Below are 25,395 nucleotides of genomic sequence, written 5' to 3'. Positions count from 1 at the left end.
CATGCTCGGCAGTCAAGGCAATCTGTGGTCATCTGCGCTCGACGGTCGGGCAACTGATCTGTGCGGACAGTACGGACGTCGTCGGTTGTTCGCCGGGCCGTGCCGCCGTTCCTACCAGGGAAAGCGCCACGCGCCTGCGGTCCGGAGAACTGACTATTTCGACGGAATTGTCGACGCCGCCGCCGAAGGACACGAACTGTCCGCTCTGATCCGAGAACATCATCGTCGCCCCGGACTGACCTGGTTCCGGGTTTTCGTTCACGTAGACCTGCAACTGGAAATCACGCCCCGGATATTCGCCGCCGCCGTCGTACTCGTAAAAGGAACTGGTGTGCACCTCGTAGGCCCACTGGCGGTGACCGGCGGGCAGCGAATCCGCCCAGTTGTGCTCGAAACACGTGACGGATCCGGGCAGCGAGACATTGGCTGCGCCGCTCCACCCACCGGACAGGGTGATGGCTCCGTATGGCGCTGCTTCGGACTCGTGCCGATCGGAAGGCAAGGGCGGAACGGTCACGGGTCCGACATTGCGACCGGTGAACTCGAAAAGCCTCTCGCTCGACACGAACGGGGGCGACTCGCGCTCACCGGCACAGGAGACAACTGACAGGGCGGTCATGACCAGTAACGCGCACATACCGCGTCTACGAACCGGCACCTCGACACCCCCTGTCCGTTTCCAACAGAATACATACCGTTCGGTCTCCAAGTTACCGATCGTGTCCGACACATCCCATTCGTGGGACCGCTCACCCGCTACCGATGTGATTGGGTGAGCACGAACGTCCACTGAACCAGCACTCGGTTCTTTCGAAGGCCGAGTAGATCAACAGACAGGTGATCATCGTGGTCGCACCAGAGCACGTACAACTCGATTACGCCCCTGAACTGGCATTGACCGCCACGGACTTGGCGCTCGACGGCCCATGGGGGCCGGTGTTCGGACCCGTCAATCTCGAGATTCGTGCGGGCGGTGTGACCATCCTCGAAGGCTCCGCCGGTTCAGGACGTACGTCCTTACTTCTGACACTCAGCGGACGAATGAAAGCCAGTTCCGGATCACTGTCCGTCTTCGGTCGAACGCGTCCCCGAGAGATCTTCGAGATCGCCGGGGTCGCCGGGTTCGAGGACATCGACGAGCTTGCCGAGTCCGTCACCGTCCGAGATCTGATCACCGAACAAATTCGCTGGGATGCGCCCTGGTACAAGCTCATCGGACGTGCCGGAGACCGCGAACTCGAAGCGGTGTGCGCTCCCGTCTTCGGCGATCATCCCTTACCTGCGCTCGGCCGGTACGTCAGCGATCTCGGGGAACTCGAGGCGACCCTGCTGCGTATCGCCGTCGCGAACACGAAGAAGCCGGCCCTGCTCGTCGTCGACGATCTCGAACAGGTGCGGCGCGACTCCGAACGCGCGTACCTCGTCGAGCGACTCGTCGAGATGGGGAGCTACCAGACCATCATCGCGTCGACCGTCAACCCGCTGCCCGACGGATCACCCATCGATGCCGTCGCCCTGCTCCAAGAAGTCACCAATCCCGACCAAGAAGGGGCGAGGTAACCGCGATGCTCGCTGGAATGTCTCTCGGAACCGAACTCAAGCGGTTCTCCCGCGGCGCGATGCCCAGGATCGCACTCGTCACCATCATCTTGATGCCACTGCTGTACGGCGCAATGTACCTGTGGGCCTTCTGGAATCCGTTCGGTGAGGTCAACAAGGTCCCCGTCGCACTGGTCAACACCGACCGCGGTGCAATGGTGCAGGGTCAAGAGCTCAAGGCGGGCGACGAAGTAAGCCAAGCACTTCTCGATTCCGGTGAGCTCGATCTCCACCTGGTCTCACAGCAGGAAGCCGAACAGGGAGTCTCGGACGGCACGTACTACTTCTCTCTCACTCTGCCCGAGAATTTCAGCGAGGCCGTTGCCTCCCCGACGACCAAGGACCCTCACAAAGCTCAGTTGCAGTTCACCTTCAACGACGTCAACAACTACCTCGGCACCATCATCGGCCAAAACGCCGCCCAGCAGGTCCTCAGTCAAGTCAGCGACAAGATCGGCGCGCAGTCCGTCGAGACGGTCCTGGTCGGATTGACCGACGCGGGTGCAGGTTTGAAGCAGGCCGCCGACGGAGCACTCCAGCTCTCGGCCGGAGTGAACACTGCCAACGCCGGAGCCGGCGAATTGGCGTCGGGTTCGAAAACTCTTGCCGACAACATGGTTACCGCACGTGACGGCGCAGCCACTCTTGCCGGCGGTACAGCGCAACTCTCGACCGGTATCAATACCGCCACGGACGGTGTCCTCGCACTGACCGACGGTTTGGGGCAACTCGATCTCGGAGCCGTCCAACTGGGCGACGGCGCAAGCCAACTCAGTGGTGGCGTCACCCAGGTCGTCGACCAACTGAGCGTCCTCGGGAACACACAAGCAGACGTCGCACAGCTGGTCGGGCAGGCGGTGGCCAGCCTTCGGCTGAACCCGGATCCTGTCAGCCAACAGATCGCCAATGCCCTCGCGCCTGCCCAGGACATGCTGCGCACTCAGGGTTTCGGTGAAGCGACCATGGGCCAACTAGGCGAACTCAAGAGCGGTGCACAACAACTCGCTTACCAACTCGACGATCCGTCGAGCACCTTCCGAGCCGGGCTGAATGCCGCGGCCAACGGCGGCGGTGAACTCCGCAACGGCCTGGTGCAGCTGCGTGACGGCGGTCAGCAAGTCAACGACGGCGCTCAAACCCTCAGCAGTGGACTGGTTCAACTCACCGACGGCAGCGTCCAACTCTCCGATGGTGCAGCCAAACTCGCCGACGGCACCGAGCAACTCCGTGCCGGGTCTGCCGAACTCGCGACCAAACTCACCGAGGGCGCCGGTCAGGTTCCCAGTTGGACCGATCAGCAGCGAACCGCAACCGCTCAAACCCTCTCCAGCCCGGTCGAACTACAGGAGACCTACGAGAACCGGGCAAGCACCTTCGGTACCGGTTTTGCTCCGTTCTTCCTGCCCCTCGCGCTGTTCGTGGGCGGCATCATCACCTGGATGCTGCTCAAGCCGCTCCAGAACCGGCCCATCGCAAACGGACTCGGCGCGCTGCGAGTGGTCCTCGCCTCGTACTGGCCGGCATTGCTCATCGGCATCTGCCAGGTGATCGTGATGTACCTGGTCGTGCACTTCGCCGTCGGCCTGCACCCCACACACGCCCTCGGCACCGTCGGATTCCTGATGCTCATCACTGCCACGTATATGGCGTTGATCCAGGCATTCAACGCCATCTTCGGAGTATCCGTCGGACGCGTCATCACCCTGGCGTTCCTGATGCTGCAACTGGTTTCGGCCGGCGGCATCTATCCCGTCGAAACCACCGCGAAACCGTTCCAGATCATCCACCCCTTCGACCCGATGACCTACGCGGTGAACGGGCTACGACAACTCACCGTCGGCGGTATCGACTCGAGACTGTGGGTCTCGATCGCCGTCCTCGGCGGCCTTCTCGTCGCCTCACTCGGGGCCAGTTCACTTGCTGCACGCCGAAATCGGCAATGGACCATGGACAGGCTGCATCCGCCGATCGAAGTCTAGGTCAGGGTCTCCGGCCAAGGCTCCACGGTCAGCGCAGGCCATTCCTTGCGCCACCGTGCCGCCTTGGCCTCGTAAACCTCTCTCGGTGCCAGCACCGGGTTGGGACGGACGATCATGTCGAAAAGATCGTCGTATCCATGCGGGGCATACACGTCCACAGTGCCGCCCGCAGACTTGGTGATCCCGAAACAGCAAGTTGTGGAAGCGAAGTGGTCGATAGCGTCGCGGCAACTGGTGAACGGAACGCCGGGAATCCCGAAATGCTGCTCGTACCACAGGTGCACGCGGGCTTCGTTGCGTACTTCGACATCGGCATCCACATCGGCGAACAGTTCTGCCGCCGAACGAATCACACGGTCCTCCGCGTCGTAGCTCAGATCGCCGGCGTCGAAATAGAAGAGGTCGTAGTCCTTGATTCCGGCGCCGAGGTCACGGCCGTCGATGTGATTCCAGACGGTTTGGAAGAGCCCACCCGCCGTCAGGTACCACTCCGACAATCCCAGCTTCGGCGCCCGATCCACGATCGTTGCGACCACTGGATTGGCCAGGGCGATCTCGAGAAATCGTTCACGCATGCTCTTCAGCCTCTCATATGACAAGTAAACTTGACATCATGTGACAAGTATTCTTTACTTTTCCTATGACTGGAAAGGCCGGCGACAACAACGTGCGGGAGCACCGACGCCTCGCCGGCCTCACCCAGGCGCAACTGGCCACGGCAGGTCAGGTGAGCAGACAGAGCATCGTCTCCGTCGAACGCGGCGACTACGCACCGAGTGTCTACCTGGCACTTCGCCTGGCACTGGCACTGGGGACCACCGTCGAAGCGCTCTTCCCCTTACCCGAATCGGCACTCACCGGAGAAATTCCAGAGGAGACGGCATGAGCACCATGATGAAGGCAATGCGGTTCGTCGGAGATCTGGACGACGACTTCTACAAGGACGAGCGTCAGCGCGACGTCTGGAACGAAGCCTCGGCGGTGGGATTGCAGAGTGTCTTCTGGGCAGTCTTCGTCAGCTCGGCGATTCTGCCCTGGGTCGCCGGCCGAACAGGGGCGTGGATCTCGCTCGCGCTGCTGATCGTCGCGCTGTTCGGCTCGGTGGTCACGATTGTCTATGCACTCCGGCGCGACGTCGATGTCTACGTGTTGTCCAACTACAACCGTCCCCGGGTCGTGATCAGCATCGCGCTGTACCTCGTCGCGGCAGTCGGCATCATGGCGCGCCTCAAATTCGATTCGTACGAAGAATCGTCCACCTGGGTCGGCGCTCTCGTCGGCGGAATCGTCGGTGGCGGCGTCGCAATCGCGGCAGTCAAGCTTCACCAGCAGCGCGCCAAGCGACGCGAAGCGGCCGAAGAACTTCTCTGAATTCCGGAAGTCTGCCCAGCACAACGGAATCCATAGAGTTGGTAAAATCGTGCCAGGTCAACCGATCGCGAGTAACGTCGAAACGGTGAGCACTCGCCTCGGATACCAGATGCCCAACTTCAGCTACGGCGGTCCGGTCAAGGACCTCTTCCCCACCGTCATAGCGCAGGCCCGCGAAGCCGAAGCCGCAGGCTTCGACACTGCATTCGTGATGGATCACTTCTACCAACTCCCCGGAATCGGAGCGCCGGACGCCCCGATGCTCGAGGCCTACTCCGCGCTCTCCGCGCTGGCGACGGCCACCGAGACCATCCAGTTGTCTGCACTGGTCACGGGAAACACCTACCGCAATCCGCCCATGCTCGCCAAGACCGTCACCACCCTCGACGTGGTGAGCGGCGGTCGGGCCATCCTGGGCATCGGCGCCGGTTGGTTCGAACTCGAACACAATTCGTTCGGATACGAGTTCGGAACGTTCACCGAGCGCTTCCAGAAGCTCGACGAAGCACTGCAGATCATCGCGCCGATGCTCCGCGGTGAGCGCCCCACCTTCGACGGCAAGTGGTACCACGTCGAGGACGCCATCAACGAGCCTCGAGTCCGCGACGACCTGCCGATCCTGCTCGGCGGTGGCGGTGAGAAGAAGACGTTCGGCCTCGCCGCTCGCTTCGCGGATCACCTCAACATCATCTGCGACCCCTCGGAACTGCCGCGCAAGATGGAAGCACTTGCGGCACGCTGCGACGAAGCCGGTCGCGATCCCGCAACCCTCGAGACCAGCTTCCTCACGTTCATGATGATCGACGAGGACGGCGACAAGGCTCGCGCGCATCAGCGAACGTTTCTCGCGGAGCGTGGACTCGACATCACCACGGCGCCGGAAGACGTGGTCGCCAAGGCCACCGAACGCCATTTCGTCGGCAGCCCGGACGACGTCGCCGAGCAGGTTCAGACGCGCATCCTCGACCACGGCATCGACGGCGTCGTGATCAACCTGATCACCAACGGCGAAGAGCCAGGCATCGTCGACCTCGCGGGCCGCACCCTCGGCCCACTCGTCGGCAAGTAGTTCCCTACTCGCACTTCACGATCGGCACCGGGTCGTACTTGACGGTCCGGGTGTTCGAGGAAATCTCGGCGCCACTCGCGTGGTCGGTGATCACGCGGGTGTCGCTGACCGTGAATCCGGGCGCACCGCTCGAAGCCACACAACCAGGCCCCTCCGGCAACGTCACGGTGTTCGGCGAAGTCGGCGACGTACGCGGGCCGGTCGTCGAAGCGACATCGACGGTTTTGGTTCCCCAGATCCGAACGGTGATGTTCGACGACGTCGCAATCGTCTCGATCATCACGCCGGTCTTCGCCGGATTACGGAACTGCAAGTCGATCGCTCCATCGAAGATGGTCGCCTCACGCGCTTCGGGGTACCGCGAGATGTAGTAACTGTGCTCAGTGTGCGCGACGTCGTCCATGCCTGCGAAATACGTCGCGTTGTAGAGCGTCGTCGCGAGCTGGCTGATACCGCCGCCGACAGCCTTGTCCGGGCGACCATTGTTGATGATCCCCGACTCGACGTATCCCTGAGCCGCACCGCGCGGGCCCGTGTACTCGTTGAGCGAGAACGTATCCCCTGGCTTGATCACGGCCCCGTCGATCTCCGACGCGGCCAGGCCGATATTCACACCAGACGCGTATTCGAAACCACCGGTGGTGAATTCGCCGATCACCTCGTTGATGCCGAGGGCATCCGCGGCTTCGGTGGTCAACGCCGGCGGGACCGGTCCGTACACGGCGGGTGTTGCCCGAGACGCCGTGCTGCCCAGCAGAACCGGAAGTTCCTTGACCGTGTCCGGCCAGTTGATCAGATCACCGACAACACCCGGCACAACCGACGGCTTACCACCGGCGAAGGTGAACGACGCGTCCTTGGGTTGTACTTCAGTCGATACCAACTGCGGAGTCAGAATCTTGATCGCAGCATCCGTGTTGTACTGCGGAGTCAGCCCACCCGAGCCGTCAGGGGTGAAGGTCAGAACCTCACCGATCTGGTCGACGCCGAGCGTCGCAACCTTGCCGTCACGGCCGTTGACCACGACATCACCCGAGGCAGCCGGAATGGCAATCTCCTGCAGTGCGCGATCGACACCGGCCTGAGTGACCGTCACCGGCACCTCGTCGACCGGAAGATCGACGACGCCACCGTCAGACCACTCCGCGGCGAACGTTGCGCCCGCCTGCTGCGTTTCGAGAGCCTGGCCGGCGGCAGGTGAAACACCCGTCGCCTTCCCACTCTCGAACACGACTGCGCCTTCGACGGGCGCACGATCGCTGTTCGCCGCAAGTTGCGACATCGAGGCATCCAACGCACCCTGGTCGACCGTCGACACCACGGGCACCTCGCGGGAGCCGAAGAACGACGTGATGCGGGTGATCGGGTTGATCGGCTGAGCGTTCACGCCCGAGAGCGTCGCCGACCAGTCGACGTCCACACCCGCAGACGCTGGAACGATCTCGGAATCGACGCCGCCGGCATGTACCGCTACCGGTTCGACGAGCCTTGGGCCGAGTTCGGCGCGCAGCGTGGCCTCTGCGTCGGCAGGCGTGAGATCACCGATGTCCACCCCGGCGACCTGGGTGCCGCGTGGTGTCTTCCCCGACGACGTGAAGATGTCCACTCCGTAGGCAATCACTGCGACGGCAAAGATGGCGCCGAGTGCTATCGCTGGTTTGACCCACTTACGGGAAGAAGCCGGAGCGGGCGCTTCTGGCTGTTGTTGCGGTGCTGGTGGTGCAACTGCCTCTGGTTCGCGGACAACAGGCTCGTACTGCTGCTGGATGGGTTCGAATTGCTGGGTGTCGTACTGCTGCACGAACTCGGGACGCGGCGGCTTCGGGGGAACCACCACTGCCGGGGGCTCGAACTGCTCTGTCTGCTCGTCGATGGTTTCTGTCGCTGGAGCCGAGTCGACTACTTCCGTCGGCGGTGCGTCCTCCGCTGGGACGACTGGGATGACGGTGGTGACCTCGTTTGCCGATTCGTCGATGGCCGGTTCGACGATTGTGGGCTCGACGATTGTCGGCTCGTCTACTGCTTCGTCGACTGTCGCTTCTGTGGAATCGATTGCTTCTTCGTCGACAGGCCTTGGTGCTTCGGCTGGTTCAGGTTCTACTGATTCAGCCTCGACAACCGCCTCGGTGTCCTCAGGGGTCTTGGGTTCCTCGACCGACTCGGTCTCTTCGACCGCCTGAGGTTCCTCGACCGACTCGAGTTCCTGTTCCGGGAGGGACGAGTCCTCGCTGTTCGTCTTCTCGACGGACGGACCCTCTTCGTCACTCACCTGTTGGCTCCTCGCTGCATCAACCGTCGCTGCGGCGCTCACCGACAACTCAATACAGGATATCCGGACATACGAGAGCCCCGCGCTGCTGCCAGGTCGGGGGTCAGGCAGCAACACGGGGCTGTCATGAATATCGGTAGCTATTCTGCAGCGTTACACGCCTGCGCGAAAAAGTTTGCAAAGAGTTCGGGGATCCGGCCACCCCTCGTGGCCGGATCCCCGATTACGCATCCCCTCGCCACGATCACTGCAGGTGAGCGCAGTTTTCACGCACGTGGGGAGATTGTGGAGCGGTTACCGCTCGATGATCGCCGTGACACCCTGGCCGCCGGCCGCACAGATCGAGATCAGGCCGCGGCCCGAACCCTTCTCCGCGAGCATCTTTGCGAGGGAAGCCACAATACGTCCGCCGGTTGCCGCGAACGGGTGACCTGCAGCCAAGGACGATCCGTTGACATTGAGCTTGCTTCGGTCGATCGATCCCAACGCGCCGTCGAGGCCGAGGCGTTCCTTGCAGTACTCGTCGGACTCGAAGGCCTGCAGGGTTGCCAGAACCACCGAAGCGAAGGCTTCGTGGATCTCGTAGTAATCGAAGTCCTGCAAGGTCAGACCGTTGCGGGCCAGCAAACGCGGAATCGCGTACGTGGGAGCCATGAGCAATCCGTCCTTGCCGTGGACGTAGTCGACGGCAGCGGTTTCGGAATCGACGAGGTGCGCCAGAACCGGAAGATTGCGTTCGGCTGCCCACTCGTCGGTGGAGAGGAGCACTGCAGAAGCGCCGTCGGTGAGCGGCGTCGAGTTGCCTGCCGTCATCGTCGCGTCGCCGAGCTTGGTACCGAAGACGGGCTTGAGCGTCGACAGCTTCTCGACGGTCGAACCGGGACGGAGGTTGTCGTCGCGGGTCAGGCCGAGGAACGGGGTGACGAGGTCGTCGAAGAAACCGCGGTCGTAGGCAGCTGCCATGTTCTTGTGGCTGGCAGCGGCAAGTTCGTCCTGGTCCTCGCGCTTGATGCCGAATTCCTTGGCGGTGATCGCAGCGTGGTCACCCATCGACTTGCCGGTGCGAGGCTCGCCGTTGCGCGGAATTTCGAGGCCGAGCATGCCCGCACGGACGTTGCCGAGCAGCTTGATGCGGTCGCCCGTGGACTTCGCGCGGTTGAGGGAGAGCAGGAACTCGCGCGCCTGATCGTTGACGCCGATCGGGGCGTCGGACGTGGTGTCCGTGCCGCCGCCGATGCCCGAATCGATGCGGCCGGCCGAAATGGCGTCGCCGACGGCGATGATCGACTGCAGTCCCGTGCCACACGCCTGCTGAAGGTCGTACGCCGACGTGTACGGGCTCAGCGCGCTGCCGAGAACGGACTCGCGAATGAGATTGAAATCACGGCTGTGCTTGAGCACCGCACCGCCGACGACCATGCCGAGCTTCTCGCCCTGCAGATTGAATCGGCTCACCAGACCGTCGAGCGTCGCAGTGAACATGTCCTGGTTGGACGCCTGTGCGTACGCCTTGTCCGAGCGTGCGAACGGAATGCGATTTCCGCCGACGATCGCAACCGGACGGCGCTGACCTGCGGACTTCGCAGCGGCTGCGGCCGGTGCGGTGCGCGGTGCGGCGGGCTTTGCGTTTGAACGGGCTTTGCTTGTCACTTGCGTCTCCAAGGATGGTGCGATTACCTGTTGAAGACTATTCTTACTCAGTAGTAAGTTACTTGTCTATCGCCGCATTCTTCCGATTGCCCGGTGAGAGACAACCCGAAACACAACAGAAGGTAGGACCGTGGCAGCCAGCAAGGGAGCTCCCGACCTCTATTCACAGTTCCTCTCGTCCGCCCCCGGCGCATTCATCGCGTCGAAGGCCGGCCTGCCCAGGCCCGAGAACCTGCGTCGCTACAAAGCAGGGGAACCCGCACTCGCCGGACCTGTCCTCATCGGCGGCAAGGGTCGGCTCGCAGAACCACTTCGCGTACTGCTCTCCGACTACCCGGCGGCTCAGGCACACGACAGCAGCTTCGGCGGACTCGTGTTCGACGCCACCGGAATCACTCAGGTCAGCGAGCTCGAGCAGCTGTTCGAGTTCTTCCAGCCCGTGATCCGCAACCTCGCACCGTCGGCTCGCGTCGTCGTTCTCGGCACGACGCCGGAAGAAACGTCGAGCGTCGACGAGCATGTCGCGCAGCGCGCGCTCGAAGGCTTCACCCGCAGCGTCGGCAAGGAGATCAAGCGCGGCTCCACCGCTCAGCTGGTCTACGTCTCCCCCAAGGCGTCCACCGGACTGTCCGGCGTGGAATCGACTCTGCGCTTTCTCCTTTCGGCAAAGTCCGCCTTCGTCGACGGCCAGGTCATCGTCGTCGGCGCTGAAGATTCCGTCGCGCCCGCAAGCTGGGACAAGCCGCTCGAAGGCAAGGTTGCCGTCGTCACCGGCGCAGCCCGCGGTATCGGCGCCACCATCGCCGAGGTCCTGGCCCGCGACGGCGCGCACGTCGTCTGCGCTGACATCCCGGCCGCCGGCGAAGCGCTGTCCGAGACCGCGAACAAGGTCGGCGGCACGTCCCTCGCCCTCGATGTCACGGCAGCCGACGCAGCCGAGGTCCTCGCAGCTCACCTCCTCGAGCGTCACGGCGGAGCGGACATCATCGTCCACAACGCCGGCATCACCCGCGACAAGACCCTCGCCAACATGGACGAGGGCCGCTGGAACATGGTCATGAACGTCAATCTTCTTGCACCGCAGAAGATCACCGAGCACCTCGTCGAGAAGGGCGCCCTCAAGGAAGGCGGCCGCGTCGTCGACGTCTCCTCCATCGCCGGCATCGCGGGCAACCGCGGCCAGACCAACTACGGCACCTCCAAGGCCGGCGTCATCGGCCTCGTACACGCCGAAGCTCCCGTCCTGGCGAAGAAGAACATCACCATCAACGCCGTCGCACCGGGCTTCATCGAGACCGCCATGACCGCAGCCATCCCCTTCGCCACCCGCGAAGCCGGCCGCCGCATGAGCTCGCTCCTGCAGGGCGGCGAGACCGTCGACGTCGCCGAGACCGTCGCATACTTCGCCAGCCCGGCCTCCAATGCCGTTACGGGACAGGTCGTTCGCGTCTGCGGCCAGAGCCTCCTGGGCGCATGATGGCAACAAAGACCGTCGCGCTCACCGAGCAGCCGAAGACCATCGACATCTACTCCCGCGCGGTACTGGGATTGCTGCCGTGGAACAAGTCCAATTCTCGCTCGGTGCCACAGCAGACCCTCACCCTCACCGGACTGAAGGTCGACACCGACAATCTGGCGGCGTACTGCCGCGTGACCGGACTGCGATTCGGCGACACTCTGCCGATCACGTATCCCTTCACCTTGGCCTTCCCGACCGTGATGAAGCTGATGGTGTCGAAGGACTTCCCCTTCGCCGCCGTCGGCTCCGTTCACGCCGAGAACGTCATCGAATCGCTGCGGCCCATCTCCGTCAGCGAACCGCTTGACCTCTCGGTGCATGCCGAGAACCTGCGTGAGCACCGCAAGGGCCTGCTGATCGACGTGATCACCGAAATTCGGGTGGGACGGGAACTGGTCTGGCGACAGACCTCGAGCTTCCTGAACCAGCAGAAGACCTCCCTGTCCGGCCAGCCCGGTCCGGAGCCCAAGGCCGACGAGGTCCCGCCGATGCCGATGAGCACCATCCGCGTCGACCAGACCACGATCAGCAAGTACGCCGCGGTCTCCGGCGACCGCAATCCGATTCACGTCTCGTCTCTGGGCGCCAAGGCTTTCGGTTTCCCGAAGACCATTGCTCACGGAATGTGGAGTGCCGCGGCAGTTCTGCGGACCGTCGAGGGTTCCGTCGCGGACAAGGTCACCTACAGCGTGCGTTTCGGCAAGCCGATTCTGCTGCCGGCGACGCTGAATGCCTACGTCGACCGCACCGACGACGGCTGGGATCTGTCGCTGCGTCACCCGAAGAAGGGTTACCCGCACGTCACGGCGACGCTGCGCTGACCTGAGTTTTGTCGGGTTTCCCACCCACCCCAATTGAGCGAACGTACCTTTCGGCGCCTTGGATGCGCTGAAAGGTACGTTCGCTCAGATTGGTTTGGGGGCTATTCGGACTTCTTCTTGCCCGACAGACCGCGCCACGCGAGGGATTCGAGTAGATCCGCTGCGGCATCCACTTCGATTTCCCCACCCGCGACCCGGTCGGCTACCGCCTCACCGGCGCCGACGAGCGCAATGGCGATGATCCCGTAATCGTGCGCGGCATCAGGATCCTTGGTGCTGGACTCGAGCAGATGCGCAGTCAACTCGATCAACCGATCGCGGCTGGACTGCACGGTTCCCGCAAAAGCCTGCTGCCCGACGGCCTGACGGTAGAGCACCATCCACGACTTGCGGTTTGCGCCCACGAACCCGAGGAAGCCCTCGAGAGCGGCGCGCAATTGTTCACGCGGAGTCAGGTTCGGCGCGCCGGCCGGGGCGAGCGCTTCGAGGAAGCGGAGCCCTTCACGATGAATGCACGCCGCGAACAGCTCTTCCTTCGAGCCGTAGTACAGGTACAGCATCGGCTTCGAGATCTCGGCTTTGGCTGCGATGGTGTCCATCGAAGTTTCGTGAAACCCCCTGTCGGAGAACACGTCCACAGCCGCGTCGAGCATCTGCTGCTCACGCACTGCGCGTGGCAGTCGCTTGGTACCGCCGGCCATGCTTCCTCCAACCACAGGGTAAATGTCGATCTTACTCTACGGTAAGATTGTGCGTCGAATCCCGACTTCGACTCAGCAGGTCACGGCACCTTTGGCAGTGGCAACTGTGACCACGGCCTGATCGACCCGCGCCTGCGGAAGCTCACCGGACGCGACGGCCTGCTCGAGATGGTCGAGCACCCGCGGAACGTCGTCGGTTGTCAGCCACAATGCCTGATCGACTCCAGCCACCAGCGCAGCCTGAACCGCGTCGGCAATATCGTATCGGTCGGTGATCGCCTGCATTCCGCTGAGGTCGTCGGTGAATACCGGGCCGGTGAACGGCGCTGCGCCGTAACCCACTCCGTCGCGAAGCAACGCAACGGCTGCGGGGCTGATGCTGGCAGGGGTACCGGGCTCGGTCAGACCGGGAACCTCGAGGTGACCCATCATGACGCCGACTCCGGTCCCCGACAGTTCACGGAAGGGAATCAGGTCCGATGCGATCAGATCCTGTAGCGGCGGCGTTGTCACCTCGCCCCGGTGCGAGTCACCCGACGCGCTGCCATGTCCGGGAAAGTGCTTGATCACCGGGAAGATTCCGGCATCGCGCATACCCTGCGCGTACGCACCGGCGTAGGCAACCACGGTCTGGGGGTCGTCGGAGTACGAGCGGTCTCCGATCACGGAGTCGTCGGGTTGGCTGCTGACGTCGACGTCGGGGGCGTAGTTGACGGTGATCCCGAGATCCTTCAACCCACGTCCACGCTCGAGTGCCATCTGGTACGTCTGTTCCACTGTCATGGTCTGCGCTGTTTCCCTGGCCGACGGATCGGGCCCGAGGATGTCCGCGACGCGGGAAACTCGTCCACCTTCTTCGTCGATCGTCACCATCAACGGCAACTTCGACGCCGAAGCAACCTGCGGCACTTCGCGATTGGTGAGCATCGACTGATCGGTCCAACTTCCGACGAAGATGCCGCCGATCTCCTCGTTCTGCACTATCGACAACGCGTCGTCGGTCCCGGTGACGCCGACGTTGAGCAGCTGGGCAAGTTTCTGACGCAGGGACAGTGAAGCCAGAAGGTCACTACCGCACGACGCGGCGACGGGCGCGGAGCTGGATGCCGCAGGCGTCGACGTGATCTCGGAGGTGGTGCTGGTCGGGGCGCTCGAAACCGGATCGGCGGTCCCGTTTTCGCCCGAGCATCCCGCAACCAACCCTCCGCACAATGCAATGGTCGTCGCAGCCTTCAGAAACTTGATCCGCATACCTCGACCGTAACGGACCCGGTACCCATACACTCCCTCACGGGCACATCGGGACGGTAGCCTGGAAGAGAACCGATTCCCCCGCTGACGAGGAGGTCGTGATGCCACAAGGTCTGATGCTCATCGCGTACGACGGTTCCGACAACGCCAAGCGTGCAGTCGACTATGCGGGGCGTTTCCTCTCCGCCAATCGTGCTGTTCTCGTCACGGCCTGGGAGCCGATGGTTCGCCAGGCCGCTCGCATGTCCGGCCTGTCCGGGGTGATGCAACCGGAGTGGGTTCCCGACGACGACGTCGAGGACATCGCGTACACCGACGCCAAAGTCACCCTCGCCGAGGGCGTCGCACTGGCCGAGGCCGCAGGCCTGACCGTCGAAGGCAGAAGCGCCGAGTGCCGATCCGCGATCTGGTCTGCAATCTGCGAAACCGCAGACGAATTGGACGTCGACATCATCGTGACCGGCACCCGTGGCACTACGGGTTTGCGGTCGCTACTGCAGAGCAGCGTCGCGGATCATGTTCTGCGTCACAGTCATCGGCCGGTGTTGATCGTCCCTCCAGGGAAGTGACCTTCGCGCATTCCTGATCCGTGGCCGACTAGTGTCGAAACCACCATGGACGGTTTTGTTCTCTCGCGCCCCGATCACAGCGTGGTCACCCGCGGCGTACGACGCAGCTTCGACAGCTCCGACGCGGCCACCCACGCTCTGTCGGCAGGTACGACAAAGCTGATCGTCGGAGCGCTCCCCTTCGACCCCGCTGCCGCAACGGCGTTGTACGAACCTGCCGAGGCGACGATCGCGTCGCGGCCGTGGCAACCGCTCGATCCCCAGGCCCTGCCCACGACCCGGGTTGACCGGGAGATCCCGTCGTCGTCGGAGCATCTTCGTCGAGTGGAAAAGTTGGTCGGACGCCTCCGCAGCGGCGAGATCGACAAGGTTGTCGCGGCTCGCACTGTGGAACTTCGCACGCAGACCCCGATCTCCCCGACCGCGCTCGCCGCTCGCATGGCGGCGCTCAATCCCGTCGCCAACACCTTTGCCGTCGACCTCTCTGCTGCGGGAGCCGAATTCGAGGGCCACAGCCTGGTCGGCGCGACGCCCGAAGTATTGGTCAGTCGACGCGGGCACGTCGTGACATGTCGCCCGTTGGCCGGCACCACCAAGCGATCCGCCCACGCCGATCAAGACCGCGAGGCAGGCGAAAGCCTTCTGCATTCGACGAAGAATCTGGCCGAGCACGCCTTCGTGACGGCGTGGATCCGCGAGGTCCTGCAACCGATGTGCAGTGATCTGTCGGTACCGGCAACTCCCGAACTGACCAATACTCACGAGGTCTGGCACTTGGCCAGCCCGATCCGCGGCACGCTGCGAAACGACACCACTGCGCTCGACCTCGCCATCGCGCTGCATCCGACGCCCGCGCTGTGCGGAACACCCACCGACGCGGCACTGAAAGTCATCCGCGAGACCGAGGAGCCTCGGCGTTTCTACGGCGGCGCCGTGGGATGGTGCGACGAGGCCGGTGACGGCGATTGGGTGGTTGCCATCCGCTGCGCCGAGATCAGTGCAGACGGCCGCAACGCCTGGGCCAGCGCGGGTGGTGGAATTGTCGCCGAATCGGATCCGCAGGACGAACTCGACGAGACATCTACGAAACTGCGCACTCTGTTGACCGCGCTCGGTGCCGAAACCCTCGACTGACCAGCACGTCACGAGGGTAATCGTCCGGATTCTCGAGTGCGGGTGATACCTTGACCCGAGCAGTTCGTACGGGCCGGTAAGTCCGTCCGACCGCGAACGACCGACTAACGACCAATTGGGAGATCCGCGATGACGAAGTTCCTTGTCCCCGGTGTGGCCAGCGCTGTCATCGGTGCCGTTCTGGGTGCCGGCGTCATCTTCGGTGTCACGGCCGCCGCGTCGGACAACACTCGTCCCGAGATCGACCGCAGCGGAAACGCAGATTCTTCCGTGCTGAACCAGGTTGAGTACGGCAGCCGCTGAGAGCGCAGGCCTCGCGAGTTCCCGTTCTTCCGCCGACGCAGCGGTGTCTTCGGTAGACACCGCCCCGTCGGCAGAGCCCCTGTCGAAGCGGTGGCTGTTCGGCGCCTCCGTCGTAGCGTTTCTTCTCACTTTTCTGCAATCGCCGGGTCTGATCACCGCTGACACCAAGTACGACCTGACGCAGAATCCGTTCGGTTTTCTCGAACGCGCGTCGCATCAGTGGAGTAGTCAGGCCCCGCTCGGCCAGGTTCAGAACCAGGCCTACGGATATTTCTTTCCGCACGGGCCGTTCTTCGCGCTCGGCGAGTTGGCGAACGTTCCGCCGTGGATCACCCAGCGCGTCTGGTGGGCGCTACTTCTGATCGCAGGATTCTGGGGCATCATCCGAGTTGCCGAGGCTCTCGGTATCGGCAGCCGTAGTTCGCGCGTCATCGCAGCGGTTGCCTTTGTTCTTTCTCCCCGCGTGCTGACCACGCTCGGTTCGATTTCCTCGGAAACCCTGCCGATGATGCTGGCGCCGTGGGTGTTGTTGCCGGTGATTTTGGCCTTCGGCCCTGTGCGTGGAAAACGAGTCCCTGGACTCCCTAACCGCTCACGGGGGTTGAGGCGGTTAGCCGCACAATCCGCGCTTGCCGTCGCGCTCATGGGTTCGATCAATGCCGTCGCCACTGCCGCGGCCTGCCTGGTGGCGATCATCTGGTGGCTCTCGCACAAACCCAACCGAACATGGCTGACGTTCACCGCGTGGTGGGCGCTGTTCGTCGCTCTCGGCACACTCTGGTGGATCGTGCCGCTGCTTCTGCTCGGCAAGATCAGCCCACCGTTCCTCGACTACATCGAGTCCGCCGGTGTCACCACGCAGTGGGCGTCGCTGGCCGAGATACTTCGCGGCACGGACAGTTGGACCCCGTTCGTCTCCCCCGAACGCATTGCCGGCGCCGTCCTGGTCACCCAGCCCGCAGCAGTTGTCGCCACAGGTCTGGTTGCCGCCGCCGGCCTCGCCGGGCTCTGCATGCGGTCCATGCCTGCTCGCGGCCGGCTGACGCTCATCCTGTTCGTCGGTATCACCGGCCTGGCCGCGGGATACGTTGGTGAACTCAGCTCACCGGTGTCGGAGTCGGTACGCCTGTTCCTCGACTCGGCGGGCGCGCCGCTGCGCAACGTCCACAAGCTCGAGCCGTTGGTCCGTCTGCCGCTGGTGCTCGGACTCGCACACCTGCTGGCCAAAGTGCCACTACCGGGATCGGTTCCACTCGCCCGATGGCGCCGCGCGTTCGCCCATCCCGAGCGCGAACCGATGGTCGCACTGACCAGCCTGATCCTCGTTGCCCTCACCCTCTCCACCGCCTTGGCCTGGACGGGAAAGCTCGCTCCCCGCGGTGCGTATCCGGACGTTCCCTCGTACTGGAACGAAGCAGCGCAGTGGCTCGAGGACAACACCTCCCCCGGATCGGAAGCCGAACGTGCCCTGGTCGTCCCGGGAGCGCCCTTCGGCAGCCAAGTCTGGGGTCTGACGCGTGACGAACCGCTTCAGGCTTTGGCGAGTACGCCGTGGGCGGTGCGTGACTCGGTCCCGCTGACCCCTCCCGGCGCCATCCGAGCGCTCGATTCGGTGCAACGTCTCATCGCCGACGGACGGCCGTCGGACGGCCTCGCGCAGACCTTGCTTGGGCAGGGCATCCACTACCTGGTGATGCGCAACGACCTCGACGGCGAAACGTCGCGATCGGCCAGGCCGATACTCGTGCACCAGGCGGTCGAAGGCTCGCCGGGGATCGAGCGAGTCGCCCACTTCGGTGAAGACGACAGCCCCGAACCGATCGAAGGGCTGGTCGCGGACAGCGATCTGCGTCCCGGTTACCCGGCCATCGAAATCTTCGAGGTCACCCCGCCCGACGGCACCCCGGCGGTCAGTGGCCCGTACTTCGTCGACCTGAACCAGGTTCCGCGTGTACAAGGTGGGCCGGAATCGTCTGTGCGACTTCACGAAAGCGGGCTGGTTCCGGGGACCGGGCCGATGATTCTCACCGCCGACGCCGAAGCTGCGGGACTGCCCGTCGAGTCTGTCACCGTCACCGACACACCGCGCGATCGAGAAACCGATTTCGGTCAGGTCGACAACCACAGTTCCGCCCTGCGCACCCCTGACGACGCTCGTCGTACCTACAATCTGGTGCCCGACTACCCGGTTGCGAACACGCCTCTCGTGGAAGGCCGTTGGAGCGGAGCTTCGATCACCGTTTCCAGCGCCGCCTCAGATGCCACCCAGCTGGGCGGCACTTCACCGTCGAGCAGTCCCGCGTCGACGGTCGACGGCGATCCGGCCACCGGCTGGTTCAGCAACGGCATCGAGCGCGCACTGGGCCAGTGGTTGCAGATCGACTTCGACACACCGATTTCCAGTGGGTTGCTTCATCTGACCACCAGTGCCGCGGCAATCGGAGCTCCCGTCAAATGGCTCGAGGTCTCGACACCGAACGGCAGCACGGCGGTGAAGGTGGAGCGTCCCGGTGAGCCCATCACCGTCTCGATCCCGGGTGGCAACACTCCGTGGGTACGCGTCACAGCGACTCACACCGAAAACGGATCGCCTGGAACACAGTTCGGCATCAGCGAACTCTCCGTCGAAGACTTCTCCGATCGCAGCGCGCCGAAGACCGTACCGATCCGTTTCGACACGGTCCTGCCGAGCACGCCGACGGGCGCATCTGTGAACGCGTGGAACCTGAGCCAGGAGTTCCCCGGCCGCAACGCCTGCGCCGACTCGACGGACCGCGTGCGGTGCAGCAATGCATTCATGGCGATACCCGAAGAGCCGAGCCGCTTCCAGCGCACGCTCACGGTGCCCGAAAACACAGTCGTTGCACCGACACTGACTGTCCGAGCGCGTCAGGGCAACGCCCTCGAAGATCTGCTTTCCGTCCCCGGCCGAATCACGGCTTCGGGTTCGAGCGACATCGGCGACACACGCGGATCTGCCTTCGCTGCCACCGACGGCGACGCACGCACCACGTGGTCGGCGCCGCAGAGCACCACAGAACCGGGCGGCCCGAAACCGACGCTGACTCTCAATCTTCCCGAGCCCACCCTGGTCACCGGCCTGGACATCACCCGGGGACTTGGCACTCTGCCGTCGCTGCCGACCAGTGTCGCGGTGAATCTCGGCAACGGGCCGCAGGTGCGAGAGCTGCCCGAACCCTCGGACGACACGCCTCGAACCAGTCGAGTTACCCTCGCCCCCTTCGTCACCGACAAGATCGTCCTGAGCATCACCGCTTGGGAACCGGTCCTCGATCAGACGGCGCTCGGCTTCGCCCAGGCGCAGCCCACCGGCCTCGCCGAGGTCGGCGTCGTCGGTGCCGACGGAACCCCGATCGCCGGTTCCGGAGTGCAGGGCGCAGAATCATTCGACAACCGCACCGTCACCGTCACCTGTGGCGACGGCCCGACCATTTCGGTTGCCGGACAGCAATTCCCCACCTCGATCACGGCGACGGCGACGCAACTTCGGACCGGCGCACCCGTCGAGGCACGTGTGTGCGGTCTGGACGCTTCGGCGACTTTGCCGGCGGGACAGCCTGAAGTGGTCGTCGAACCAGGCCCCGCATTCTCGGTCGACAATCTCGATCTGACGGCGGTCGGTCCTTCAGCCGCGCAACGGAATACACCGCTCGAATCGACCGCGTGGACGGCGAATCACCGCGAACTCACCGTCACGAGCTCGTCCGCCGATCAGCTGATCGTCAATCCCGAGAGCACCAGCATCGGTTGGATCGCCACGGCGCCGGACGGTTCCGAGCTGACGCCGGTGGTCGTGAACGGTTGGCAGCAGGGCTGGATCGTGCCGGCAGGCACCGCGGGAACCGTCACCATCGACTTCCCCAGCGACCGTTGGTACCGCCTCGGCATCTTCGGCGGGCTCGTGTTGCTGATCCCGCTGCTGTTCGCGGCTCTTGTCCCCACTCGCCGAGAGCCCAAGCCCCGCACACCACCCCGACCGTGGCGCAGCGTCGCGGCAGGATGGGTGGGCGTGCTCGCGGCGGCCACCGTCATCGGCGGCGGAGTGGGAGCGGCGATCGCAGTCGTGTGCTCGATCCTCGGACTTGCCGCGCTGCGAATCTTCGGCCCGGCTCGGACCGCACGCATTCTCGTCGGCACCGCCGGCGTGGCCGCGATGATCGGCATCACGCTGCTCTCGACCGGGCCGTGGCGGGCACCGGGCGGCTATGTGGGCGATTCGTTCGCGATTCAGTTCTCGATGTTGGTGGCCTTGGTCGTGACCGGGTTGGCCGCGTTGCCCTTCGCCGGTTCACCGATGTGGCGGCGCTTCTCCCACCGCGTGACCGCGACGCGCGCCGGTTCCTCCACCAAGGCGTAACTGGCCGAGGCCACAGCGACGCTCAGGACGACCGTGAGGGCCAGGACGTAGAAGAAGCTGCCCGAGAACGGAACTATGCCGAATACGGGGAACACAGCGTTCAGTACGGCCAGGTGCCAGATGAACAGGCCGTAGGACCAGCGTCCGATTGCCAGCGCCAATGGACTGGCCAGGAACCGATGCTGCGATTGATCGCGCAGAACCAGTGGCGCGATCAACGAGAAGCTGATGATCGCACCGAGTGCAATCTTGATCGCGTACTGCCACGGCTCAGGCCGCACCAGACCTTCGGGCCCGGCCAGATCAGTGCACGAGAGAACGAAGGCGATAAAGGCAATCAGGGTCAGGAGTACCCGACGGTGCGCGAGGCGATGCACCCATGTCGACGGGCCCACTGCCAGCTCGGCCAGCACCATGCCGGCGCCGAACCACGGCAGGTAGCCCGGCAACCAGTTGTCGTGGTGGATAGCGTCCGGCGTCGGAATCGGAATGAATGCCCACGTCAAGGCCAAGACCGACACCCCGAGCAGAAGCGGCAGCCGGAACCGGACCGAGTTTCCTCGTAGTCGGACCATCAGATACGCGAAAAGCGGCAGCAGAACATAGAACGCCACCTCGACCGACAGGCTCCACATCTGCGTGAGGCCCTCGGTGAGTGTCAACGGCACGAAGACCTGCGCCAACCCGAGATTCGCCAACCACACTTGATAGCCCCCGCCGGCACCGGGCAGGAACAGCAGGATCAGGACCACTGCCACCCAGTACGCCGGCAGAATGCGCGTCGCGCGGGAGATCCAGTACCGGACGGTCGACTGCGGCTGCCCGATTCCGCGAGCCTTTGCCGCGTGGGGGCGCCACAGGAGAAATCCGGACAAGGCAAAGAACACCGCTACGGCGAGATCGAGTCGACCGAACGCGCGCCCGATCGCACCGGACTGCGCTTCACCGGTCTGGAACGCGACATGGGTGACGAGGACGCCGAGCGCGGCCAATCCACGCATACCGTCCAAAGCCGGAACGAAGCCCCGAGCCTGTGGCGGGACCGTCTGAGAGGAATTCGTGGAACTGATCATCACGGATAAGTGTGCACCCCAGGCCGATTGAGGGAAACCACCAGGCACTCACAACAAAATGCCTGGCCAATTCATGCCCTCATGCGACAAACCGGGCCGGTGGACTGTTAGTGTTCTGCCACACATGGTGTCCATCGGGGGCCCCATGCGATCTGCGCAGCTCATATTGTGCCGGTTGGGGAACCTCGAAAGACTTAACGGGTTAGGAGTCACAGCATGGCGGAACGCTCAGGGCCGAGCCGGATACTTCCTTGCATTCTGGTGGGCCTCGGTGCCTTCCTTTTGGCCATCGCCATCCTCATTCCTACCTACACGGTAGGCAAGCTGGAGAAGACGCCACTCGACCTCGAGGTGACCACCGTCGCCACAGGCACCGGTAGCGTCCTCAACTCGGCGGCCCTCCTCGGCGGAAAGGCACAGGTCGACACCAACGTGCCGATCGTCGCTCAGCGCTACGTCACCACGCAGGACCCGTCCGACGCCGACATCATCACCGTCGAAGCCGGCCAGACGGTCCGTCGTACCGACAAGCAGGGCGATACCGGACTGCTGACCGCAACCCTGGACCGCGTCACGCTCGATCGCGTCAGCTCGATGCCGACCAACGATCCGGCCGGAACCGTCCAGACGTCCAGCGACCAGCCCGCCGAAGAAGTTTCCCGCGACGGTCTGCAGTACAAGTTCCCGTTCAACACGGAACAGAAGAGCTACCCCTACTTCGACCTGAACGCTCGCGCCACGAAGGACATCGACTTCGTCGAAGAGACCGAGATCAACGGTCTGAAGGTGTACCACTTCCAGCAGACGATCGATCCCGTCGACCTGTCGAAGGTCGTCAACTCCCCCACCAACAAGCTGAGCCTTCCCGCTGACACCTGGGGCGTTCCCGGCGGCGCAACCCCGATCACGATGACGCGTTGGTACACCAACGTCCGTGACCTGTGGGTCGAGCCCAAGACCGGTGTCGTCGTCAAGGGCCAGGAGCAGTTGCACCAGTACTACGGCCGCAACAAGGATGCCGTCGACGTCGAGGTTCTCAAGGTCACGCTGCCCTTCGACGAGGCGACCATCGAGTACCAGGTCCAGCAGGCGCGTGACGGCATGGACAAGCTCTCGCTGTTCGGCCGCACCGTCCCGATCGTGGCAGGTGTCCTCGGAGTCATCGCGCTGATCGCCGGTATCTTCCTCGGCCTTCGCGGCGGCAAGGGCGGAACTCCGGCCCGCGCTGCACACGGCGGAACGAACCAGAATCCCAGCGGCCAGGGTTCGCCCGAGCCGGCTCCGGGTGAGCACGACTGGACCTCGGACGACACTCAGGTGATCCCGCGTCCGGATCTGCGCAAGGACTGATTCAGGCAGTAAGCAGAGCGCCCCTTCCACACGGAAGGGGCGCTCTGCTGCATTTCGGGACTTTGTTGCCGGATCGGCGTACGGATTGGCGCAACGGGTCGTTCCCTCCGCGTGGTCGCGGGCTTAGCGTTTTCTGGAAGTCCAGACCACCCCGAACACGAGGAGCCACATGCCCGCATCAACAGTTCTGGGTTCGCACATCTGTGTCAGCGATCTGACACGTCGGAGATTTGTTGTCGGCAGTGCTGCATTCTCCGGGCTGTTCGCCGCCGGTTGCGCAAGGTCCGCCGGTACCGAGGGCGATGCGTCCGGGATGCGCACGGTCACGACCTCGCTCGGAACCTACGACATTCCGGTGACACCGAAGCGCGTCGTCGCCATCGACTCCCGACTCGACCTCGAACCAGCCGTTGCGATGGGCCTGCCGGTCATCGCGTACAGCTTCGACGCCGCCGAGCCGTGGGTTCCAGCCGATCCCACGGCGCAGGTGTTCGAGGCACCGGTCAACGTCGAGGCAATTCTCGCGCTGGAACCGGACCTGATCATCTGCACCGACATCGGTGAGGCCTCCGACATGTGGCCGCTGCAGCAGTTGAGCCAGACGGCTCCTGTGCTTCCGATGGACTTCACCCGTCCGTGGCGCGAGAACATCGATCAGTTGGCAAGTTGGCTGGATCGCACCGAGAACCCCGAAGTCCGTCAGGTCATCGGAGCGTACGAGGACAAGGCAGCCGGATTGAAGGAACGCCACGCCCGGAGTTTGGCGAGCAAGCAGATCGCGCTGCTGAACTACGTGAATCAGAAGGTCAACGGCGTCAACCGAAAGGGCATCTCCACGCAGGTGGCCGAAGACCTCGGCGTCCAACTCCAGTGGCCGGTCGAGGGACAGAAGGAGATCTCCACCGAAAATCTGGTGACTTCCCTCGACTCGGCCGACGGAATGATCGTCACCACCGCGCCCGGCGTGGATCCCGTCACCGACGACCGCGCGATGTGGAACCGTATCCGCGCAGTACAAGGCGACAACGTCGTCTACACGGGTGGGAACATCAACTACGGATCCGTCTACACCGCGATGCGTACGCTCGACTACTTCGACGATTTGTTCACGCGTCTGGAGAACTGACGTCGCTGTGAGGTGCCGGCCGGGCGCGGTCGGCACTTCGCACTGCGGCGACGGACACCGCCAAGGCCGTCGTCGACGCAACCACCACCGCGACGCCGATCAGCTCTCCCGGCGTCTTCGCCCACACCAGCATGACCGTCGCCTCCACAACCAGTCCCGCCCACGCAAGAAGGGCCACTCGCGTGCGTTCTGACGCGATTGCGGACAGCAAGGCACCCTGGAGTACCGCCAGCGCTGCACCGTGCAGGGCGAAGGCCCACAGCATCGGAGCCACGGCGGCGTACGCGTCGCCCACGAGCATCGGCACCAGCGGGCCGGCAACCGCCGCCCCCAGAACCAACACGGCGCCGATACCGACGAGCACCGCCAACGCCGAGCGAACCGCTTGCGCCGAGTGCGCCGGATTCGCCATCTTCGGGTACAGCACGACGCCCACTGCCTGTGGCAGCCAGAACGCCACCTTCGTCGCGACGGCGCCGAGTGCGTAGACACCGGCGTCGTACTCACTGAGGACGACGCGGACGATCAGCAGGTCCAGCGAAGACAACGCGATCAGCGCGAGCTGGACCTGTGACGCCGCGAGCACGGAGACGACGCCGATACGCACCGCACGGTCCTCGCTCACCGAGACGGTTCGGTCGACCACTCGAACTATCGCCACCAGCAACGCAGTTCCGGCCGCGCCCGCGACCAATGCCGCGCCTGCCCCGCCACCGAAAGCCAGAACGATCACTGCCGGAAGGACTTTCATCACCCCGGCTCCGGCCAGCACGGCGCTGAGAGTGCCGAATCGACCGTGACCCTGCAACAACCCCTGCTCCGTTGCCAGTAGAACCAACATCGGCGCAGTCACCAATGCCGAGAACGACGCCACGATTCCGGTGTCGAGCAGCCACGCCATCGCCGGAGCGAGCGCAACCGCGAGGACGGCAACGATCGCGGTGCATCGATACCCCAACGACCGCAACGCATCTGTGCTCTTGCCACGCACCGCCTCGCGGGCGACCACCGTCTGCAACGCCAAAGCCGGAACTGCAAGTACCAACTGGGCGGCAAGCAGACTCGCGAACTCGCCGTAGCCGACCGGACCCAACCATCGGCTGGCCAACCATGCCAACAGGTACGACGCGACATTGGCCGTCATCGATCCCACCAAAACCATGCCGACCCCGGCCGCGGCGGCGCGATCGAGTGGTTGGCGAGGCATGGCAGTAATGATGCACCACGTATCGT

At 64.0% G+C, this 25,395-nt stretch carries 20 protein-coding genes and 1 pseudogene; 13 read left to right on the top strand and 8 right to left on the bottom strand.

Features of this window, described 5'->3' with window-relative positions; translation table 11 throughout:
• Positions 1–28 precede the first annotated feature (28 nt).
• Positions 29–619: a hypothetical protein gene (locus RA302_RS05465; RefSeq protein WP_225320290.1), complete on the bottom strand. Its 591-nt coding sequence runs from the start codon at positions 617–619 to the stop codon at positions 29–31.
• A 218-nt stretch (positions 620–837) separates the two neighbouring features.
• On the opposite strand from RA302_RS05465, the gene RA302_RS05460 reads away from it, so the two are divergent.
• Both RA302_RS05460 and RA302_RS05455 read left to right on the top strand, forming a co-directional pair.
• Positions 838–1,560: an ATP-binding cassette domain-containing protein gene (locus RA302_RS05460; protein ID WP_166501909.1), complete on the top strand. Its 723-nt coding sequence runs from the start codon at positions 838–840 to the stop codon at positions 1,558–1,560.
• 5 nt (positions 1,561–1,565) lie between these two features.
• On the top strand, positions 1,566–3,578 hold the full coding sequence (locus tag RA302_RS05455; protein ID WP_029254597.1) for a YhgE/Pip domain-containing protein: 2,013 nt from the start codon (positions 1,566–1,568) through the stop codon (positions 3,576–3,578).
• Here the strand turns inward: RA302_RS05455 and RA302_RS05450 are convergent.
• A complete protein-coding gene (locus RA302_RS05450) occupies positions 3,575–4,153 on the bottom strand; it encodes a nucleotidyltransferase family protein (protein WP_029254596.1) in 579 nt (192 codons plus the stop codon). The genes RA302_RS05455 and RA302_RS05450 overlap by 4 nt on opposite strands.
• 65 nt (positions 4,154–4,218) lie before the next feature.
• Between RA302_RS05450 and RA302_RS05445 the strand changes: the two genes are divergently transcribed.
• The 3 genes from RA302_RS05445 to RA302_RS05435 all read left to right on the top strand — a co-directional run bounded on the left by RA302_RS05445 (position 4,219) and on the right by RA302_RS05435 (position 6,018).
• A complete protein-coding gene (locus RA302_RS05445) occupies positions 4,219–4,464 on the top strand; it encodes a helix-turn-helix domain-containing protein (protein ID WP_020906434.1) in 246 nt (81 codons plus the stop codon).
• On the top strand, positions 4,461–4,949 hold the full coding sequence (locus RA302_RS05440) for a hypothetical protein (RefSeq protein ID WP_019747143.1): 489 nt from the start codon (positions 4,461–4,463) through the stop codon (positions 4,947–4,949). Before RA302_RS05445 ends, RA302_RS05440 begins: the two co-directional genes overlap by 4 nt.
• 85 nt (positions 4,950–5,034) lie before the next feature.
• Positions 5,035–6,018, top strand: coding sequence for an LLM class F420-dependent oxidoreductase (locus RA302_RS05435; RefSeq protein WP_198586316.1), 984 nt, complete (start codon positions 5,035–5,037; stop codon positions 6,016–6,018).
• A gap of 4 nt (positions 6,019–6,022) precedes the next feature.
• Here RA302_RS05435 and RA302_RS05430 read toward each other — a convergent pair whose 3' ends face one another.
• Positions 6,023–8,287 (bottom strand): VanW family protein, encoded by a 2,265-nt coding sequence (locus tag RA302_RS05430; protein WP_166501908.1) that lies wholly within the window; start codon positions 8,285–8,287, stop codon positions 6,023–6,025.
• A 294-nt stretch (positions 8,288–8,581) separates the two neighbouring features.
• On the bottom strand, positions 8,582–9,937 hold the full coding sequence (locus RA302_RS05425; protein WP_019747140.1) for an acetyl-CoA C-acetyltransferase: 1,356 nt from the start codon (positions 9,935–9,937) through the stop codon (positions 8,582–8,584).
• A gap of 130 nt (positions 9,938–10,067) precedes the next feature.
• Here RA302_RS05425 and RA302_RS05420 point away from each other — a divergent pair, with 130 nt between their 5' ends.
• Both RA302_RS05420 and RA302_RS05415 read left to right on the top strand, forming a co-directional pair.
• Complete coding sequence (locus RA302_RS05420) at positions 10,068–11,414, top strand: 3-oxoacyl-ACP reductase (RefSeq protein ID WP_003945596.1); 1,347 nt, start codon at positions 10,068–10,070, stop codon at positions 11,412–11,414.
• Positions 11,414–12,277 carry a MaoC/PaaZ C-terminal domain-containing protein gene (locus tag RA302_RS05415; protein ID WP_166502919.1) on the top strand — a complete coding sequence of 288 codons (864 nt, stop codon included), beginning with the start codon at positions 11,414–11,416 and terminating at the stop codon, positions 12,275–12,277. The genes RA302_RS05420 and RA302_RS05415 overlap by 1 nt, the downstream gene beginning before the upstream one ends.
• A 101-nt stretch (positions 12,278–12,378) precedes the next feature.
• Here RA302_RS05415 and RA302_RS05410 read toward each other — a convergent pair whose 3' ends face one another.
• Entirely contained in the window at positions 12,379–12,978 is a 600-nt protein-coding gene (locus RA302_RS05410; RefSeq protein ID WP_003945885.1) for a TetR/AcrR family transcriptional regulator, read from the bottom strand.
• Between the two features lie 72 nt (positions 12,979–13,050).
• A complete protein-coding gene (locus RA302_RS05405; RefSeq protein ID WP_019747138.1) occupies positions 13,051–14,229 on the bottom strand; it encodes a glycoside hydrolase family 3 N-terminal domain-containing protein in 1,179 nt (392 codons plus the stop codon).
• 101 nt (positions 14,230–14,330) lie between these two features.
• Here RA302_RS05405 and RA302_RS05400 point away from each other — a divergent pair, with 101 nt between their 5' ends.
• The 4 genes from RA302_RS05400 to RA302_RS05385 all read left to right on the top strand — a co-directional run bounded on the left by RA302_RS05400 (position 14,331) and on the right by RA302_RS05385 (position 20,613).
• Positions 14,331–14,798 (top strand): universal stress protein, encoded by a 468-nt coding sequence (locus tag RA302_RS05400; RefSeq protein WP_003945900.1) that lies wholly within the window; start codon positions 14,331–14,333, stop codon positions 14,796–14,798.
• A 45-nt stretch (positions 14,799–14,843) separates the two neighbouring features.
• Positions 14,844–15,932, top strand: coding sequence for an isochorismate synthase (locus tag RA302_RS05395; RefSeq protein ID WP_166501906.1), 1,089 nt, complete (start codon positions 14,844–14,846; stop codon positions 15,930–15,932).
• Between the two features lie 129 nt (positions 15,933–16,061).
• Complete coding sequence (locus RA302_RS05390) at positions 16,062–16,235, top strand: DUF2613 domain-containing protein (RefSeq protein ID WP_003945488.1); 174 nt, start codon at positions 16,062–16,064, stop codon at positions 16,233–16,235.
• Positions 16,236–16,278: 43 nt separating this feature from the next.
• Positions 16,279–20,613 carry an alpha-(1->3)-arabinofuranosyltransferase family protein gene (locus RA302_RS05385; RefSeq protein WP_308198318.1) on the top strand — a complete coding sequence of 1,445 codons (4,335 nt, stop codon included), beginning with the start codon at positions 16,279–16,281 and terminating at the stop codon, positions 20,611–20,613.
• On the opposite strand, the pseudogene RA302_RS05380 reads toward RA302_RS05385, so the two are convergent.
• Positions 20,571–21,686: pseudogene (locus tag RA302_RS05380) on the bottom strand (acyltransferase); the annotation flags it as partial. The gene RA302_RS05385 and the pseudogene RA302_RS05380 sit on opposite strands and share 43 nt — an antisense overlap.
• Before the next feature lie 216 nt (positions 21,687–21,902).
• Between RA302_RS05380 and RA302_RS05375 the strand changes: the two are divergent.
• Positions 21,903–23,036, top strand: coding sequence for a DUF3068 domain-containing protein (locus RA302_RS05375; protein ID WP_166501905.1), 1,134 nt, complete (start codon positions 21,903–21,905; stop codon positions 23,034–23,036).
• A gap of 169 nt (positions 23,037–23,205) precedes the next feature.
• The gene (locus tag RA302_RS05370; RefSeq protein WP_166501904.1) at positions 23,206–24,162 is read left to right on the top strand and encodes an ABC transporter substrate-binding protein; all 957 of its coding nucleotides are present in this window, start codon (positions 23,206–23,208) and stop codon (positions 24,160–24,162) included.
• On the opposite strand, the gene RA302_RS05365 is transcribed toward RA302_RS05370, so the two are convergent.
• Entirely contained in the window at positions 24,143–25,369 is a 1,227-nt protein-coding gene (locus RA302_RS05365; RefSeq protein WP_031331334.1) for a polysaccharide biosynthesis protein, read from the bottom strand. The genes RA302_RS05370 and RA302_RS05365 overlap by 20 nt on opposite strands.
• Between the last annotated feature and the right edge of the window lie 26 nt (positions 25,370–25,395).

It is taken from the genome of Rhodococcus sp. DN22, assembly GCF_036669995.1.
Taxonomy (GTDB): domain Bacteria; phylum Actinomycetota; class Actinomycetes; order Mycobacteriales; family Mycobacteriaceae; genus Rhodococcus_F; species Rhodococcus_F erythropolis.
Note: the sequence above shows the minus strand (reverse complement) of the source record. Positions and strands in the feature narration are given on the sequence as shown.

Bases quoted from the DNA above. Each gene is read 5' to 3' on its own strand.
- RA302_RS05465 (WP_225320290.1), bottom strand. From the start codon at position 619: ATGACCGCCCTGTCAGTTGTCTCCTGTGCCGGTGAGCGCGAGTCGCCC.
- RA302_RS05455 (WP_029254597.1), top strand. From the start codon at position 1,566: ATGCTCGCTGGAATGTCTCTCGGAACCGAACTCAAGCGGTTCTCCCGC.
- RA302_RS05450 (WP_029254596.1), bottom strand. From the start codon at position 4,153: ATGCGTGAACGATTTCTCGAGATCGCCCTGGCCAATCCAGTGGTCGCA.
- RA302_RS05445 (WP_020906434.1), top strand. From the start codon at position 4,219: ATGACTGGAAAGGCCGGCGACAACAACGTGCGGGAGCACCGACGCCTC.
- RA302_RS05440 (WP_019747143.1), top strand. From the start codon at position 4,461: ATGAGCACCATGATGAAGGCAATGCGGTTCGTCGGAGATCTGGACGAC.
- RA302_RS05415 (WP_166502919.1), top strand. From the start codon at position 11,414: ATGGCAACAAAGACCGTCGCGCTCACCGAGCAGCCGAAGACCATCGAC.
- RA302_RS05410 (WP_003945885.1), bottom strand. From the start codon at position 12,978: ATGGCCGGCGGTACCAAGCGACTGCCACGCGCAGTGCGTGAGCAGCAG.
- RA302_RS05405 (WP_019747138.1), bottom strand. From the start codon at position 14,229: ATGCGGATCAAGTTTCTGAAGGCTGCGACGACCATTGCATTGTGCGGA.
- RA302_RS05400 (WP_003945900.1), top strand. From the start codon at position 14,331: ATGCCACAAGGTCTGATGCTCATCGCGTACGACGGTTCCGACAACGCC.
- RA302_RS05395 (WP_166501906.1), top strand. From the start codon at position 14,844: ATGGACGGTTTTGTTCTCTCGCGCCCCGATCACAGCGTGGTCACCCGC.
- RA302_RS05390 (WP_003945488.1), top strand. From the start codon at position 16,062: ATGACGAAGTTCCTTGTCCCCGGTGTGGCCAGCGCTGTCATCGGTGCC.
- RA302_RS05375 (WP_166501905.1), top strand. From the start codon at position 21,903: ATGGCGGAACGCTCAGGGCCGAGCCGGATACTTCCTTGCATTCTGGTG.
- RA302_RS05370 (WP_166501904.1), top strand. From the start codon at position 23,206: ATGCCCGCATCAACAGTTCTGGGTTCGCACATCTGTGTCAGCGATCTG.
- RA302_RS05365 (WP_031331334.1), bottom strand. From the start codon at position 25,369: ATGCCTCGCCAACCACTCGATCGCGCCGCCGCGGCCGGGGTCGGCATG.